The 15,311-nt window shown below is 72.9% G+C and carries 15 protein-coding genes and 1 rRNA gene; 3 read left to right on the forward strand and 13 right to left on the reverse strand.

What is annotated here, in order from left to right; all coding sequences use genetic code 11:
* Positions 1-117: 117 nt before the first annotated feature.
* Positions 118-1,359: an MFS transporter gene (locus DEU32_RS16085; RefSeq protein WP_114851422.1), complete on the forward strand. Its 1,242-nt coding sequence runs from the start codon at positions 118-120 to the stop codon at positions 1,357-1,359.
* 19 nt (positions 1,360-1,378) lie between these two features.
* Here DEU32_RS16085 and DEU32_RS16090 read toward each other — a convergent pair whose 3' ends face one another.
* Both DEU32_RS16090 and DEU32_RS16095 read right to left on the reverse strand, forming a co-directional pair.
* On the reverse strand, positions 1,379-1,840 hold the full coding sequence (locus tag DEU32_RS16090) for a TIGR02611 family protein (protein ID WP_114851423.1): 462 nt from the start codon (positions 1,838-1,840) through the stop codon (positions 1,379-1,381).
* Positions 1,841-2,020: 180 nt separating this feature from the next.
* Positions 2,021-2,353 carry a TraR/DksA family transcriptional regulator gene (locus DEU32_RS16095; RefSeq protein ID WP_058743259.1) on the reverse strand — a complete coding sequence of 111 codons (333 nt, stop codon included), beginning with the start codon at positions 2,351-2,353 and terminating at the stop codon, positions 2,021-2,023.
* A gap of 56 nt (positions 2,354-2,409) precedes the next feature.
* Between DEU32_RS16095 and DEU32_RS16100 the strand changes: the two genes are divergently transcribed.
* A complete protein-coding gene (locus tag DEU32_RS16100; RefSeq protein ID WP_217507795.1) occupies positions 2,410-3,441 on the forward strand; it encodes an LLM class flavin-dependent oxidoreductase in 1,032 nt (343 codons plus the stop codon).
* Position 3,442: 1 nt separating this feature from the next.
* Here the strand turns inward: DEU32_RS16100 and DEU32_RS16105 are convergent, their stop codons facing one another.
* A complete protein-coding gene (locus tag DEU32_RS16105) occupies positions 3,443-3,922 on the reverse strand; it encodes an ASCH domain-containing protein (RefSeq protein ID WP_395858332.1) in 480 nt (159 codons plus the stop codon).
* A gap of 123 nt (positions 3,923-4,045) precedes the next feature.
* Between DEU32_RS16105 and DEU32_RS17320 the strand changes: the two genes are divergently transcribed.
* Positions 4,046-4,486: a DUF2510 domain-containing protein gene (locus DEU32_RS17320; RefSeq protein ID WP_181819322.1), complete on the forward strand. Its 441-nt coding sequence runs from the start codon at positions 4,046-4,048 to the stop codon at positions 4,484-4,486.
* 169 nt (positions 4,487-4,655) lie between these two features.
* On the opposite strand, the gene DEU32_RS16115 is transcribed toward DEU32_RS17320, so the two are convergent.
* From DEU32_RS16115 to rrf, 10 genes are all read right to left on the reverse strand, one after another.
* Positions 4,656-5,672 carry a site-specific tyrosine recombinase XerD gene (locus DEU32_RS16115; protein ID WP_114851425.1) on the reverse strand — a complete coding sequence of 339 codons (1,017 nt, stop codon included), beginning with the start codon at positions 5,670-5,672 and terminating at the stop codon, positions 4,656-4,658.
* 20 nt (positions 5,673-5,692) lie between these two features.
* Positions 5,693-6,274, reverse strand: coding sequence for an NUDIX hydrolase (locus DEU32_RS16120; RefSeq protein ID WP_229666953.1), 582 nt, complete (start codon positions 6,272-6,274; stop codon positions 5,693-5,695).
* A gap of 181 nt (positions 6,275-6,455) precedes the next feature.
* Positions 6,456-8,177, reverse strand: coding sequence for a CTP synthase (locus DEU32_RS16125; protein ID WP_167510147.1), 1,722 nt, complete (start codon positions 8,175-8,177; stop codon positions 6,456-6,458).
* Between the two features lie 237 nt (positions 8,178-8,414).
* Positions 8,415-10,109 (reverse strand): DNA repair protein RecN, encoded by a 1,695-nt coding sequence (gene recN, locus DEU32_RS16130; protein ID WP_114851441.1) that lies wholly within the window; start codon positions 10,107-10,109, stop codon positions 8,415-8,417.
* A complete protein-coding gene (locus tag DEU32_RS16135; RefSeq protein WP_114851428.1) occupies positions 10,106-11,023 on the reverse strand; it encodes an NAD kinase in 918 nt (305 codons plus the stop codon). The genes recN and DEU32_RS16135 overlap by 4 nt, the downstream gene beginning before the upstream one ends.
* Positions 11,020-11,850 carry a TlyA family RNA methyltransferase gene (locus DEU32_RS16140; RefSeq protein ID WP_114851429.1) on the reverse strand — a complete coding sequence of 277 codons (831 nt, stop codon included), beginning with the start codon at positions 11,848-11,850 and terminating at the stop codon, positions 11,020-11,022. The genes DEU32_RS16135 and DEU32_RS16140 overlap by 4 nt, the downstream gene beginning before the upstream one ends.
* Positions 11,843-12,163, reverse strand: a complete 321-nt coding sequence (locus DEU32_RS16145; RefSeq protein ID WP_114851430.1) for a hypothetical protein — start codon at positions 12,161-12,163, stop codon at positions 11,843-11,845. Before DEU32_RS16145 ends, DEU32_RS16140 begins: the two co-directional genes overlap by 8 nt.
* 10 nt (positions 12,164-12,173) lie before the next feature.
* The gene (locus DEU32_RS16150; protein ID WP_229666952.1) at positions 12,174-13,151 is read right to left on the reverse strand and encodes an HAD-IIA family hydrolase; all 978 of its coding nucleotides are present in this window, start codon (positions 13,149-13,151) and stop codon (positions 12,174-12,176) included.
* A gap of 28 nt (positions 13,152-13,179) precedes the next feature.
* Entirely contained in the window at positions 13,180-13,929 is a 750-nt protein-coding gene (locus DEU32_RS16155) for a hypothetical protein (protein ID WP_114851443.1), read from the reverse strand.
* A gap of 1,294 nt (positions 13,930-15,223) precedes the next feature.
* Positions 15,224-15,311: ribosomal RNA gene (gene rrf / locus DEU32_RS16160) — 5S ribosomal RNA — on the reverse strand; the annotation flags it as partial.

The following is a 15,311-nucleotide window of genomic DNA, read 5'->3' on the forward strand; positions in this document are numbered from 1 at the left end:
CACCGTTCGGCTGCAGTACGACTTGCGTCGTACATCGAGCGTGCTGTACGAATACAGTCGTACAGGCTCCGCAGGAGCGACAGCCAGCAGCAGCCAGCAACGACCCCGGAGGAACGCATGCAGTCAGCACGATCGGTCGCGGGGTTCTGGATCCTCGCCGCCATGCTCCTCGTCGCGATGGCATCGTCCGCGGTGCCGTCGCCGATCTACCCCGTCTACGCCGCCGAGTGGCACCTCACCCCGCTCGCCCTCACCGCCGTGTTCGCGATCTACGTCGCCGGGCTCCTCGTCACGATGCTCGTCGCCGGGCGGCTGTCCGACCACGTCGGCCGGAAGCCCGTGCTCGTCGCCGGTGGGCTGCTCCTCGTGCTCTCCCTCGTGCTGTTCGCCGGTGCGGACGGCCCCGTCGCCCTCGTGGTGGACCGTATCGTGCAGGGCGTCGCCGTCGGGCTGCTCATCGGTGCACTCGGTGCGGCCCTCATCGACAACTCGCTCGAGCGCTTCCCGTCCCTCGCCGGGGTCCTGAACGGTGCCGTGCCGCCGTTCGCCCTCGCCACCGGTGCCCTCACGAGCGGCGCCCTGGTGGAGTGGGGTCCCGCGCCCGAACAGCTCGTCTACGTGGTGTTCGGCGCGCTCCTCCTGCTGCTCGTCGTGGCGCTCGTCGTCGTCCCCGAGCGCGTCACCCGACGTCCGGGAGCGCTGCGCTCCCTGCGCCCCACCGTCTCGGTCCCCCGCGCATCCCGCGCCCTGTTCCGCGGCGTCGCGGGCGCCCTCGTCGCCAGCTGGGCCCTCGGTGGGCTGTTCCTGTCGCTCGTGCCCTCCGCGCTCCGCGCCGTGTTCGGCATCGAGGACCACTTCGCCGCCGGCGCCCTGATCGCCGTCGTCACCGGCGTGGGCGGACTCACCGGCCTGGCGATCCAGCGGCTCGACACCCGCCGGAGCCTGCTCATCGGGCTCGTCGCACTCGTCGCCGGACCGGTCGTCACCGTGTCGTTCGTGTTCGCGCACTCGCTGCCCGGCCTGGTCGTCGGCAGTGCGATCGCCGGGGTGGGCTTCGGGGCCGGGTTCCAGGCGCCGCTGCGGATGCTCCTCGCGACCGCCGCACCGACGCACCGCGCCGGACTGCTGTCGTCGGTCTACGTCGTGAGCTACCTGGCGTTCGGTGTCCCCGCGGTCGTGGCCGGCCTCCTCGAGCCGACGTTCGGCTTCGTGCCCGTCCTCGCCGGGTACGGCGCGTTCATCGTCCTCGCGGCGACGGTCGCCCTCGTCCTCCAGCTGGTCTCACGGAGCGCCGCCGACGCCGAAGAGCGCGCCGTGACCGGTCCCGTGCGGACCTGCCCCACGCCGACCGCGGACTGACGCCGCGGCCGGCCCGGGGTCAGTGCCCCGGGCGCGCCTGGTTCGGCCGCTGGTGCGCGCGGACCCCGGTGCTCCGGTGCGCGTCGGCGTGTGCGGCGTCGACGTCGGCCTTGCCGCGGTCGGCCGCGCGACGGAGCCACCGCGGTCCGTGCGCCTTCGCCCAGTCCCAGAAGCGGTGCAGCTGGGCGCGGAGCCACGTGATGATGCGGTGGAAGAAGTGGAACTCGCTCGCCAGGATCGTCAGACCGATGAACACGACGAGCCAACCAGGCCCCGGGAGCGGCACGAGGATGAGCCCGATCACCACGACCAGCCCGCCGACGATGCCGACGAGCACCTTGTAGAACAGGTGCAGCCCCGGCCGCGCGTGGATCCACGTGCGCAGGTCGCGGAACCACCGGAAGCGGTGGGACCCTTCGTCGGTCTGCTGGGCCTCGGCACGCACGACCGCGTCGGGTCGCTCGTGGGTGTCGCCGTCCATGTCGGCACCGTAGGGCGCGCGGCTGGGAAACGGCGGCGCAACCGGTCCACGTGCCGTGAGCGGCGGGACGGACGCGCCACGTGCCTCCCGGCCCGGCCCACGTCCGCCCCGTGGCGGCTCCCACCCGGCGGCCCGGCCCACGTCCGCCCCGTGGCGGCTCCCACCCGGCCTGGAGGCGCGTCACGCGTGGGCGACGCACGTCGCCGCCCACGGGACGGCGGCCAGGCGGGCCTCCGGGACGGGTTCGCCGCCGACGGCGCACCGTCCGTAGGTGCCGGCGTCGAGCCGCGCGAGCGCGGCGTCGACCAGGCGGATCCGCTCCCGCGCGGCGTCGCGGACCGCGCCGAGCGACCCGCGCTCCCACGCGAGGGTCGCGCCCTCGGGGTCGTGCTCGTCGTCGGAGTTCGCGTCGAGCCGGGCGTCGCTGACGTCCCGCATGCTCCGCTCCACGTCGGCGAGCAGCCGCTCGTTGCGCTGCCGTTCCGTCGTGAGCGCCGTGCGGGGATCGTCCATGGCGGCCAAGGTAGTCGGGGCGGAATGGAGCCCGCGCACCATGCGTTCGCATCGGCATGACGAAGATCGGGTTCCTGTCCTTCGGGCACTGGCGCGACGTGCCGGGCTCGCGCGTGCGGAGCGGCCGCGAGGCGCTCGTGCAGGCGATCGACCTCGCCGTCGCCGCCGAGGAGGCCGGGGTGGACGGCGCGTACTTCCGCGTGCACCACTTCGCACCGCAGCAGGCTGCACCGTTCCCGCTCCTCGCCGCGATCGCCGCCCGGACCAGCCGCATCGAGATCGGCACCGGCGTGATCGACATGCGCTACGAGAACCCGCTCTACATGGCCGAGGAGGCGGCGGCGACCGACCTCATCGCCGGCGGCCGACTGCAGCTCGGCGTCTCGCGGGGGTCACCCGAGACCGCCCTGGCCGGGTACCAGCAGTTCGGCTACGTGCCCGAGGCACACGACACCAACGGCGGCGACATGGCGCGGGCCCACACCGACGTCTTCCGTCGCGCGATCGCCGGCGAGCCGATGGCGCACGCGAACCCGCAGATGACCGGTTCGGCCGGGTCGCTCGCGGTGTCCCCGTTGTCGGAGACCCTGCCGGAGCGCATCTGGTGGGGCGCCGGCACCCGGGCCACCGCCGAGTGGACCGCCGAGCAGGGGCTCAACCTGATGTCGTCGACGCTCCTCACCGAGGACACCGGCGTGCCGTTCGACCAGCTGCAGGCCGAGCAGATCGCCCGCTTCCGGTCGACCTGGGCCGAGATGGGCTGGGAGCGCGAACCGCGGGTGTCCGTGTCGCGGAGCATCATCCCGATCACCGACGACGAGTCGCGGCACTACTTCGGCGTCCGTGCGCAGGTCGAGGGGCAGGACCAGGTCGGCCACCTCGACGGCGGACTGGCCCGCTTCGGCCGCTCGTACATCGGCGAGCCGGAGCAGCTCGTCGCGGAGCTCGCGGCCGACGCGGCCGTCCGCGCCGCCGACACCGTGCTCGTGACGGTGCCGAACCAGCTCGGCGTCGACTTCAACGCCCGGCTGCTCGCGGCCACCCGCGCCGTGATGGACGAGGTCGACGCGGCGGTCGTCCCCGCCTAGGTCACGACCCGGCGGGCGCTCCCGGCCACAGCAGGCGGAAGCGCTCGCACAGCACCGGCATGTCCGGCTCCCAGCCACGCGGGTTCTCGGAGTGCTCGCGCCAGTACCGCTCGTGCACCGCGCGCCAGTGCTCGAGCGTGCGGTCGCCCTCGCCCTCGGCCCGGGCGTGCTCGGCGTCGACCTGGTCGAAGGGCACGACGGCGAGCGCCGTGGTCTCGATGACGGCGCGCGGCGCTCCGCGGCCGTCCAGGATGACGCTGAGCTCGCCGATCTCGGGCAGCGGGTCGCCCGTGGCCTCGTAGTCCCACATCGACGACGCCGTACCGTCCTTCGTCCCGCTGAGCACGAGCTCGAGCAGGCCATCGGCGTGACCGGGCGTCGCGCCGAACGCCCACGCCTCCGGGACGGCCTCGGGCAGGGACGGGTCCTCGGCCCGTCGGGCGGCCCAGAAGTCGGTCAGCGTCTCGTCGGCGGTGATCACCCGCCGACCGTAGCGCACCCACTGGTCCCCTTTCCTGCCGACACCCGCCTTGGGGCCGCGGCCGTGCCTCCCGAGCGCGTAGCGTCGAAGCGCACCGTCCACCGCACCCTCCAGGAGCACCCCGTGACACTGCCGGCCGCCGGCTGGTTCCCCGACCCGCAGGACGCGAACCGCCTGCGCTGGTGGGACGGGCACGCCTGGGGCACCGCGACGCACACGATGCCGACGCGGACGGGGCCCGTCATCCCGGTCGTCGTCGCGCCGGTCGGCCCCTCGTTCTCGGTGCAGGGCGGTTCCATGCGGACCGGCTCCTGGGCGTCGGGCAGCACCGCGCCGCGGGTCGGGCTCACCGCGTTCGTGGCCGTCGTGCTCGCGGTCGTGTCGGTGGCCTGGAACCCGTTCGGGGCCGTCAGCGTCGTCGCGATCGTCCTCGGCGTCGTCGGGGTCGTGCGACCGGGGGCGTCCGGTGCACGTCGCGTGGTGGCGCGGAGCGCTGCGGCGAGCGCCCTCGTGGTCGCGGTCGCGACAGCCGCCGTGGCCGTGGCCGCCCAGCTCGCGTCCTGACGCGCGGCCGGCGCCCGTCCCCCTCATCGCCCTCCTGACCCTCGTCGCCCATCCCCTCGATGGAGCAGAAGACGTCGGGTCCGCCCGGCGCACCCGACAGCTACTGCTCCATCAAACGACACCGAGACACCGCAACAGCACCACCACGCCGCGCCGCGCCTCGCCCGCCCTACCGCCGCGCCCGCGGGTGCGCCGTCTGGTACACGTCCCGCAGCATGTCGGCCGTCACCAGCGTGTAGATCTGCGTCGTCGCGACGCTCGCGTGCCCGAGCAGCTCCTGCACGACGCGGACGTCGGCCCCGCCCTCGAGCAGGTGCGTCGCGAACGAGTGCCGGAACGTGTGCGGCGACACGTGCTCGGCCAAGCCGGCGCGCTCCGCTGCTGCCTGGATGACGAGCCAGGCGCTCTGCCGGGACAGCCGGGCGCCCCGGGCACCGAGGAACAGCGCCGGCGTCGACGGCCCCCGCGCCGCGAACACCGGACGCGCCCGCACCAGGTAGGCCTCGACCGCGGCACGGGCGTAGCTCCCGAGCGGCACGATGCGCTGCTTGTTCCCCTTGCCCGTGACCTTCACGACCGCGACATCGTCGCCGGGCCCGGCGCCGGGCGCGCCTCCGCCGTCGTCGGGATCGGACAGCGTCGTGACGTCGTCCACCGACAGTCCCACGGCCTCGGAGATCCGCGCCCCCGTGGCGTACAGCAGCTCCAGGAGCGCCCGGTCCCGCAGCCCCACCGGGTCGTCGTCCGCGCCACCAGCCGCTTCGAGCAGCCGCTCGACGTCGTGCACCGAGATCGCCTTCGGCAGCCGGCTCGGCGCCTTCGGCGGACGGACCGCGGTGGCGGGGTCGAGCGGCACCCACCCCTCGGCGGCGGCGAACGCGGTGAACGACCGGACCGAGCTGAGCATCCGCGCGACCGAGCGCGGTGCGAGCGGCCCCTCCGGCCGGGTCGTCAGGTGCGCCACGAACCCGGCGACGTCGGCGCGTGCCAGCCGTCCGACGTCCGCCGTGGCCGACGCACCGCCGGCCCGGTCGGCGCTCTCGGAGCGGACCTCGGGCGTGGTCGCGAGCCACTCCGCGAACACGGTCAGATCGCGCCGGTAGGCCGACACCGTGTGCCGCGACAGCCCTCGCTCCACGGCGACGTGCCGCAGGTACGTGTCGACGGCGCGGTCGAGCGTGGTCATCCGGTCAGGCGCATCCGGTGTCAGGCGGAGCGCCGCGACCGTGCGTCGACCGCGAGCGTCGCGACGACCAGCGCCGAGTTCTGCAGGCGACCGGCCAGGATCGCCGCCACGAGTTCCTCGCGCGGGACCCACCGGGTGACGATGTCGGCTTCCTCGGCCTCGCGTTCGAACGCGCTGTCGGTGGCGCTGACGCCGCTCGCGCGGAAGATCTCGATGAACTCGTCGCTGCCGCCGGACGAAGTGTTGTACCGGATCAGCGGCTCCCAGTGCTCCGCCTGCAGGTCGGCCTCTTCGCCGAGCTCGCGCTTCGCCGCCTCGAGGTGGTCCTCCCCCTCGTGGTCGAGCAACCCCGCCGGCAGCTCCCAGTCGCGCAGGCCCACCGGGTGTCGGTACTGCTGGATGACGAGCACGCGACCCTCGTCGTCCTCCGCGAACACGGCGACGGCTCCGGTGTGGTCGATGTACTCCCGGACCATGTCCTGCCCGTGGTGGTCGACGGTGTCCCGGCGCACGTCCCAGACCATCCCCTCGTACACGACGGTCGAGTCGGTGACGGGGAACGAGGTCGGTTCGTCGGCGATGGGGGCGGCAGCGTCAGTCACGTCTGCCATCCAAGCACGCGGGTCCGACGGACCCGCACCGGTCCCGCCGGGCCGGGCCCAGAACGGACGGGAGACGCGGTGCCAGCTGGCACCGTCCTCCCTCGCAGGCTCGGTCGGCGCGCCCCGCGCAAGGCTTCGCCTTGCCTCTGAGCGGGGCGCGCCAGTCCGACCGTGGGTCGCGTTACGCGACGACCTCCGCCTGCTCGTCCGCCGGGTCGAACAGGCTCGACGCCTCGTGGCGCGCGATCGCCGCGTCGACCAGCCCCGCGAACAGCGGGTGGGCGTCCGTCGGCCGCGAGCGCAGCTCGGGGTGCGCCTGCGTCGCGATGTAGAACGGGTGCACGTCGCGGGGCAGCTCGACGTACTCGACGAGCGTGCCGTCGGGCGAGGTGCCCGAGAACACCAGGCCGGCGTCCGCGATCTGCTGACGGTAGGCGTTGTTCACCTCGTAGCGGTGACGGTGACGCTCCGACGCCTCGGACGCGCCGTATAGCTCCGCGGCGAGCGAGCCGTCGGAGAAGTGCGCCGGGTACAGGCCCAGACGCATCGTGCCGCCGAGGTCGCCACCGGCGATGATGTCCACCTGCTCCGCCATGGTCGCGATGACCGGCGTCGAGGTCTCCGGGTCGAACTCGGTGCTCGACGCGTCGGTCAGACCGGCCTCGTGGCGGGCGTACTCGATGACCATGCACTGCAGGCCGAGGCACAGGCCGAGCGTCGGGATGCCCTGCTCACGCGCGAAGCGGAGCGCGCCGAGCTTGCCCTCGATGCCGCGCACGCCGAACCCGCCGGGCACGCAGATGCCGTCGACGTCCCCGAGGTGCTTCGCAGCCCCCTCGGGCGTGGTGCAGTCGTCCGAGACGACCCACTTGAGCCGGACCTTGGCGCTGTGCGCGAAGCCGCCGGCGCGCAGGGCCTCGGTCACCGACAGGTAGGCGTCGGGGAGGTCGATGTACTTGCCGACGAGGGCGATCGTGACCTCCTTCTTCGGCTCGTGCACGGCGTCGAGGACGGGCTTCCACGCGGACCAGTCGACGTCGTGCGCGTCGAGCTTCAGCGCGTCGATGATCACCTGGTCGAGGCCCTGGTCGTGCAGCAGCGTCGGGAGGTCGTAGATCGACGGGACGTCGACGGCGTTCACCACGGCGTCCTCGTCCACGTCGCACATCAGCGCGATCTTGCGCTTGTTCGAGTCCGACACGGGGCGGTCGCTCCGGAGCACGAGCGCGTCCGGCTGGATGCCGATCGAGCGGAGCGCGGCGACGCTGTGCTGCGTCGGTTTGGTCTTCTGCTCGCCCGAGGCGCTCATGAACGGCACCAGCGAGACGTGCACGAAGAACACGTTGTTGCGGCCGAGCTCGTGGCGGACCTGGCGGGCCGACTCGATGAACGGCTGGGACTCGATGTCGCCGACCGTGCCGCCGACCTCGGTGATGATGACGTCGGGCTGCGGGTCGTTGTCGGCCTGCTCGCGCATCCGACGCTTGATCTCGTCGGTGATGTGCGGGATGACCTGGACCGTGTCGCCGAGGTACTCGCCGCGACGCTCCTTGGCGATGACCGTCGAGTAGACCTGGCCGGTCGTGACGTTCGCCGACTGCGACAGGTCGATGTCGAGGAAGCGCTCGTAGTGCCCGATGTCGAGGTCCGTCTCGGCGCCGTCGTCGGTCACGAAGACCTCGCCGTGCTGGAACGGGTTCATGGTGCCCGGGTCCACGTTGAGGTACGGGTCGAGCTTCTGCATGACGACCTTGAGGCCGCGCGCCGTGAGCAGGTTGCCGAGGCTGGCCGCCGTCAGGCCCTTGCCCAGGGACGAGACGACCCCGCCGGTCACGAAGATCTGCTTCGTCACCTTCGGGGTCGCGTTCGAAGAATTGGTTCCGCCGCTTGAAGTGTCCGCCACGGGGTTCCATCGTACGTCAGAACTGCCGGGAGGCGCGACCCGCGTTCGCCGCGGGCGTTGCGCCCGCCGCGTGGCCGGGTCCACGGCGGGTGGCCGGTCTGCCGTTCCGCGGGACGCAACGTCGGCGGCTCCTCGCAGCGGTACAGCGCTGCGAGGAATCGCCCACGTTGCGTCGTGGAGACGGCGGTGTGGGACGGGCGCGAGGCGTGCCTCCGTGTCCGCGTCCGAGGCCGGGGACTACGCGCGCTGGCCGGCGACGTCGAGGAGTTCCCGCGCGTGCTCCATGCCGCTCGCGCTGTCGCCGAGCCCGGAGAGCAGCCGAGCCATCTCCTGCAGCCGTTCCTCGCCCTCGAGCCGTCGCACGCTCGACGAGGTCACCGCACCGCTGGCGTCCTTCACGACGTTCAGGTGGTTGTTCGCGAACGCGGCCACCTGCGCCAGGTGGGTGACGACGATGACCTGCGTGCGCTCTGCGAGCTTGGCGAGGCGCCGACCGATCTCGATCGCCGCGGCACCGCCGACGCCCGCGTCGACCTCGTCGAAGACGAACGTCGGGACCGTCGTGCTGCCGGCCATGACGACCTCGATCGCGAGCATCACGCGGGAGAGCTCACCACCGGAGGCGCCCTTGCCGATCGGCCGCGGGTCCGTGCCGGAGTGCGGCTGCAGCAGGATCGCGACCTGGTCGCGCCCGTGCCGGCGGTACTCGCCGCCGTCGGTGACCTCGACCACCAGTGTGGCACCGGCCATCGCGAGGGTCTTGAGCTCGGCGGTGACCCGCTTCGCGAGGTCAGCCGCCGCCTTCGCCCGCGCGGCCGTGAGGGTCGTCGCGGCCTGCTCCAGCGCCTGCTCGTCGTGTTCGACGGCCTGCTGCAGCGCGACGATGCGGTCGTCGTCGCCGTCGAGCTCGAGCAGCCGGTCGCTCGCCCGCTGCCCGTACGCGATGACGTCGTCGACGGTGTCGCCGTACTTGCGCGTGAGCCCCGCGAGGAGCGCCCGTCGTTCGTTGATGAGCTCGAGGTCGTGCCCGGCGTCCGGTTCGAGCGAACCGAGGTAGCTCGACAGGGATGCCGACGCCTCGGCCGCCTGGATGCCGAGCTCGGTGAGCTGCTCGAGCACCGGCTGCAGGGCCGCGTCGGAGCCGGCCACCCGCTCGATCGCGCGGCGGGCCGACTCGACCAGGCCGACGACGTCCGGGCTGTCGTCGAGGGACTCGCTCGACAGCGCCTCGTGCGCGAGACCGGCGGACAGCCGCAGGTCCTCGAGGTTCCCGAGGCGCTCGGCACGCTCGGCGAGTTCGGCGTCCTCGCCCGGCTGTGGGTCGGCGGCCTCGATCTCGGCCGAGGCCGCGCGGATCCGCTCGGCTTCGGCGACGCGGTCGTCCCGGTCCCGCACGAGGGTCTCGAGCTCGCCGGTGTGGGCCTGCCACGTGTCGTACGCCGCGACGTAGGCGTCGAGGGCGCGCTGCACGGCCCGACCGCCGAAGCCGTCGAGCGCGGCGCGCTGGGCGCTCGACGAGGTCAGGCGGATCTGGTCGGACTGCCCGTGCACCGTGACGAGCTGGTCGGCGAGTTCGCCGAGCACCGCGACCGGGGCGCTGCGGCCACCGACCGTGGCGCGGCTGCGGCCCTCCGCGGACACCGTGCGGGTGAGGATGAGCTCGCCGTCCTCGACGGTCCCGCCGGCGTCCTCGACGCGTTCGGCCACGGCGTCGTGCTCCGGCACGTGCCAACGCCCCTCGACCACGGCGTTCGGGGCACCGCGACGGACCGAGCCCGCGTCCGCACGCGCGCCGAGCAGGAGTCCGAGCGCGGTGACGATCATCGTCTTGCCCGCACCGGTCTCCCCCGTGACGACCGTGAAGCCCGGGCCGAGCTCGAGTGTGGTCTCACCGATCACGCCGAGGTCGGAGATGACGATCTCCTCGATCATGCGTCGTCCTCGGTCGCCGGCCCGCGCCACCCGGCGACGGGCAGTTGGAACTTCGCCACGAGGCGGTCGGTGAACGGAGCGTCCCTGAGCCGTGCGACGCGCACCGGGTCGGGCGAGCGACGGACCTCGACCCGGGCGCCCGGCGGCAGGTCGTGGGTGCGGCGGCCGTCGCACCAGAGCACACCGACGCCGCTCGTTCGGCGCAGGACCTCGACCGCGAGCACGCGGTCGGGGCCGACGACGATCGGCCGCGAGAACAGGGCGTGGGCACTGAGCGGCACCATCAGGAGCGCGTCGACGTCCGGCCAGACGACCGGGCCGCCGCCGGAGAACGAGTACGCGGTCGAACCGGTCGGGGTCGAGACGACCACCCCGTCGCAGCCGAACGAGGACAGCGGGCGGCCGTCGACCTCCGTCACGACCTCGAGCATGCGCTCGCGCGATGCCTTCTCGATGGTGGCCTCGTTGAGGGCCCAGGACGAGTACACGACCTCGTGCCCGACGACCACGTCGACCTGCAGGGTGACGCGTTCCTCGACCTTGTAGTCGCCGGACAACGCCCGCTCGACCGTGGCGCGCAGTCCGTCGCGCTCGCTCTCGGCCAGGAACCCGACGTGCCCGAGGTTGACGCCGACGATCGGCGCCCCCGTCCCACGGACGAGTTCGGCCGCTCGGAGGATCGTCCCGTCCCCGCCGAGCACGATGACGATCTCGAGCTGGTCGGCCTGCACGTCGACGTTCAGGATGTCGACCTGCCCGACGGACGCCTCGGCGCGCCGGACGTCGGCGTACTCGTCGAAGGGCATCACCGGGACGAGCCCTGCCGCGTGGAGGAGGTCGCAGACCTCGACGGCGGCGTCGATGGAGTCCTGGCGACCCGTGTGGGAGACGAGCAGGATGTGCCGGTCGCTCATGCAGCCCCTTCGGTCAGTTCGATCGCCCGACCGATCCACGCTGTCGGGTTCCCCCATTCTGTCGGATCGCCACCGACACGACGCTGGAAGCGCGCGAGGTACTCGTGGTTCCCGTGCGTCCCGACGATGGGTGAGGCGGCGAGGCCGGTGGTTCCGAGGCCAGCGTCCCACGCCGACCAGAGGACGTTCATGAGCGCGTCGTTCCGCAGCCCGGCGTCCCGCACGATGCCCTCGCGGACACCGCCGCGGCCGACCTCGAACTGCGGCTTCACGAGCAGCACGAAGTCGTCAGCCGGCACCGCCTCGGCCAGCACGGGGAGCACCAGCCGAAGTGAGATGAAGGACAGGTCCCCCACGACCAGGCTCGTGTCGGCGGCTTCGGGGTCGAGTGCCGCGTAGTCCTCGGCGGTGAGTTCCCGCGCGTTCGTCCCCTCCACCACGCGTACGCGCTCGTCGAGGGCCAGGACCGGGTCGAGCTGCCCGTGTCCGACGTCGAGCGCCACGATACGGCGGGCGCCCCGGTGCAGGAGGACCTGCGTGAAGCCGCCCGTGCTCGCGCCGACGTCGAGCACGACCCGGTCAGCGGGGTCGACGGCGAACTCGTCGAGCGCGCGGACGAGCTTGAGGGCCGCACGCGAGACCCACTCGTCCTCGGTGTCCACCACGATCTCCGCGTCCGGGTCGGCCGGCGTGGAGGGCTTCACGACCGCGGCGCCCGCCACCGTCACCCGTCCGGCCTGGATGAGCTTCGCAGCCGCCGTCCGGGAGCGCGCCAGACCGCGGGCTGCCAGGAGTGCGTCGAGCCGGACCGGAGCGGTCTCAGGCACGCGGCACCTGCTGCCCGCTCTCGAGCCGGGTGCGGAGTTCGTCGTGCATGGCCGCGAAGGCGTCAGCACGTTCCTCGAGCGGCAGCGACTCTGCCCGGGCCGTCCGCGCCGCGACGTCGTCCGGCTCGGCACCCTGCTGTGCGGTGCCCGGTTCCTGAGCACTGCCCGGTCCCTGAGCGGTGCCCGGTTCGTGCGCGCTGCCCGGTTCCGCGCCGTGCCGGGCGGGGCCCGGCTTCGGCATCGCTTGGGCGGCACCCGGCACCGGGATCGGCTGGGCGGTGCCCGGCTCGGGTCCCGGCTCGTGGTTCGACACGTCGGTCAGGCTACTCGCCGCCGTACAGCTTCGGATCCACGTCGAGGCCGTAGATGGCCAGTCCGGACTCCCAGATCAGTGCGGCACCGGCACGCAGTCGATCGATGGCGGTCCCACCGTCGAGGACACGGACCCGGTGCCCGTGCATGGCCACCGTCGCGTCGCCGACCGTCACGTACCGAGTGCCGTCGGCGTCCTCGCGCCGGAGCGTCACCGGGTAGGGCTCCGACAGTCCGCGGAGGTCCTCGAGCAGGAACGTCGGCCGCGACCGGACGTCCGCCGCGAGCACCTGCTTCGCCTGGTCGATGCCGGTCAGGACGAGCACGCTCGAGATGCCGGCGTCGTTCGCGCCCTTGATGTCGGTGTCGAGCCGGTCCCCGACGAACAGCGGGTGCTCCCCGCCGAAGCGGGCCAGGGCAGCGTCGAAGATCGGGCGCTCGGGCTTCCCCGCCACGACCGGCATCCGACCGACGGCCTGGTGCACGGCGGACACGAGCGTGCCGTTGCCGGGCGCGATCCCGCGCTCGACCGGGATCGACCAGTCCATGTTCGTCGCGACCCACGGCACGTCGGGGTCAGCGAGCGCGAAGGCGGCTTCGGCCAGGTGCGTCCAGCCGAGGTCCGGCGAGAACCCCTGGATGACCGCGGCCGGCGCGTCCTCGGCGCTCGACGTCACCGTGAAGCCGGCGGCCTCGACGATGCTCGTCAGACCGAGCCCGCCGGTCACGAGGACCGTCGACCCGGCCGGCACGAGCGTCTCGAGCAGTCGGACGCCAGCCTGCGACGAGGTGACGACGTCGTCGGCACCGACCACGAGCCCGAAGCGCTCGAGGTGCTCCGCCACGTCGACCGGGCGACGGGACGCGTTGTTCGTGATGTAGCCGACGCGTGCCGAGAGCGACGCCCGCGTCAGGGCCTCCACCGCGTGCGGGATCGCGTTGCGTCCGCGGTAGACCACGCCGTCGAGGTCGGTGAGGACGACGTCCACACCGTCCGTCGGCGGCGTCGGCCGTGCCTCAGTCGGCTGCGGATCCCTCGACGTCGCGGGGGTTGTCGTCGTCGATCTCGCCGAGCTCGTCGTCGGGATCGTCGAGCTCGGCGGTGTCGCCGCCGAGCTGGTCGGCGTCGTCACGCTCGTCGGTGTCGTCCCCGAGCTGCTCGGTGTCGTCGATCCCGCCGGCGCCGTGCTCGTCGTGTCCTTCGACTTCTTCCTCGACCACATCAACCGTCTCCCATGCGTTGTCGTCGGCCGCTTCCTCGAGCGCAGCGGCGGCGCGGTCGACCCGCGCCCACCACTCGTCGGCCTCGTCCTGGCGGCCGAGCTCCTCGAGCGTGGCCGCGTAAGCACTGTAGAGCGCCGGTGACCAGCTGTAGGCCGTGCTCGGGTCGAGCTGTGGAATCTCCAGCTCGCCGAGCGCGGCTGTGGGGTTCCCGAGGTCGAGTCGTGCACCCGACATCGCGATCGCGAGCTCCACCTGCACCGGCGTCTCCAGTGCTGCGCGGTCCACCGAACGCCCGAGCTCGAGCGCGCGCTCCGGACGGCCGAGTCCCCGCTCGCAGTCGACCATCATCGGCAGCTGGTCGTTCCGCCCCGAGATCCGACGGTAGGTCCGCAGCTCACGGAGGGCCGTCGCGAAGTCACCGGTCCGGTAGGCCGTGATCGCAGCGGTCTCGCGGACGACCGCGACACGTCCGGCTCGACGTGCGGCACTCAGCGCGTGGAGGTTGGCCGTCTCCGGGTCCTCGTCCACGAGCAGCGCCGCCATGACGAGGTGCTTCGCGACCCACTCGGCGTTGTCCTTGCTGAGCGTCTTGAGCTCGGCACGCGCCGCGGGGTCGAGGTCGCGTGCACTGACGCTCTCGTCGATCTCCGGGTCGTCGTGCCGCGGGCGGATCGAACGCGTGCCGTACGGGTCGCGGTCTTCCCAGTCGTCACGGGCGGCCTCGCCGAACCTGGCGCCGGCGTGACGGCTGCCGTCCCCGAAGCGCGGACGGTCGCCGCCGCGGTCGTCGCGACGGGGGCGGTCGTCGCCACCACGGAACGAGCGGTCGCCATCGCGCTGCGGACGACGGTCGTCACCACCACGGAACGGCCGGTCGCCATCGCGCTGCGGACGACGGTCGTCACCACCACGGAACGGCCGGTCGCCATCGCGCTGCAGACGACGATCGACACCACCACGGAACGGCCGGTCACCATCGCGCTGCGGACGACGATCATCGCCACCACGGAACGGCCGGTCACCATCGCGCTGCGGACGACGATCATCGCCACCACGGAACGGCCGGTCACCACCACGGAACGCACGGTCGCCATCACGCTGCGGGCGACGATCATCACCACCACGGAACGGCCGGTCACCACCACGGAACGCACGGTCGCCATCACGCTGCGGGCGACGATCGTCACCCCCGCGGAACGGCCGACGCTCACCGTCTCGCTGCGGGCGACCGTCATCCCCGCCGCGGAACGGACGGTCGCCATCCCGGCGCGGTCGGTCGGTGCGGTCGCCGCGGTCGGCGCCACGGGGCCCGTCCCCACGGGGCGGACGTGCCCCGTCACGGTCGCCGCGCCACGCGGGGCGCCGCCCACCGTCCCGGACCGAACGGTCGCCGTCGCGGAAGGACCGACCGCCCGAGCCGCCGGCCGGACGATCGCCGTCGCGAGACCCACGGTCACCCTCACGCCGCTCGAAGTCACGCGGGCCCGAAGCCCAGCGATCTCCGGAGCCACGGGGTCCGTTGTCCCGACGAGGACCACGGCCACGACCGTTGTCGGGACGGCCCGTACGATCCCCGTCGTTGCGTCGCTGCTCGTCGTCGTTCGCCACCGTTGCTCCTCGTTGCGTGCCCGGGCCCGAGGCCCTGGCGATCGTCCACTGTGTCGTTGTGTGTACAGGCGCTGCCGGTCGGGCCGCCGCACCGTCCCAGTCCATCACGAACCGGCCGGTGAGTCGAGCGACCTGCAGCAGAAACAGATGTGGCCACCGGCCTCCCGAGAACGAGGGTCTCCCCTACGAGTTCTCGATGGAGGGCCGATGGCCACATCACTTACGTTGAGTCCGGCGGCGTCCTACTCTCCCACAAGGTCCCCCTTGCAGTACCATCGGCGCTGAGAGGCTTAGCTTCCGGGTTCGGAATGTGACCG

It is taken from the genome of Curtobacterium sp. AG1037 (assembly GCF_003349855.1).
GTDB classification, from domain to species: Bacteria; Actinomycetota; Actinomycetes; order Actinomycetales; family Microbacteriaceae; genus Curtobacterium; species Curtobacterium citreum.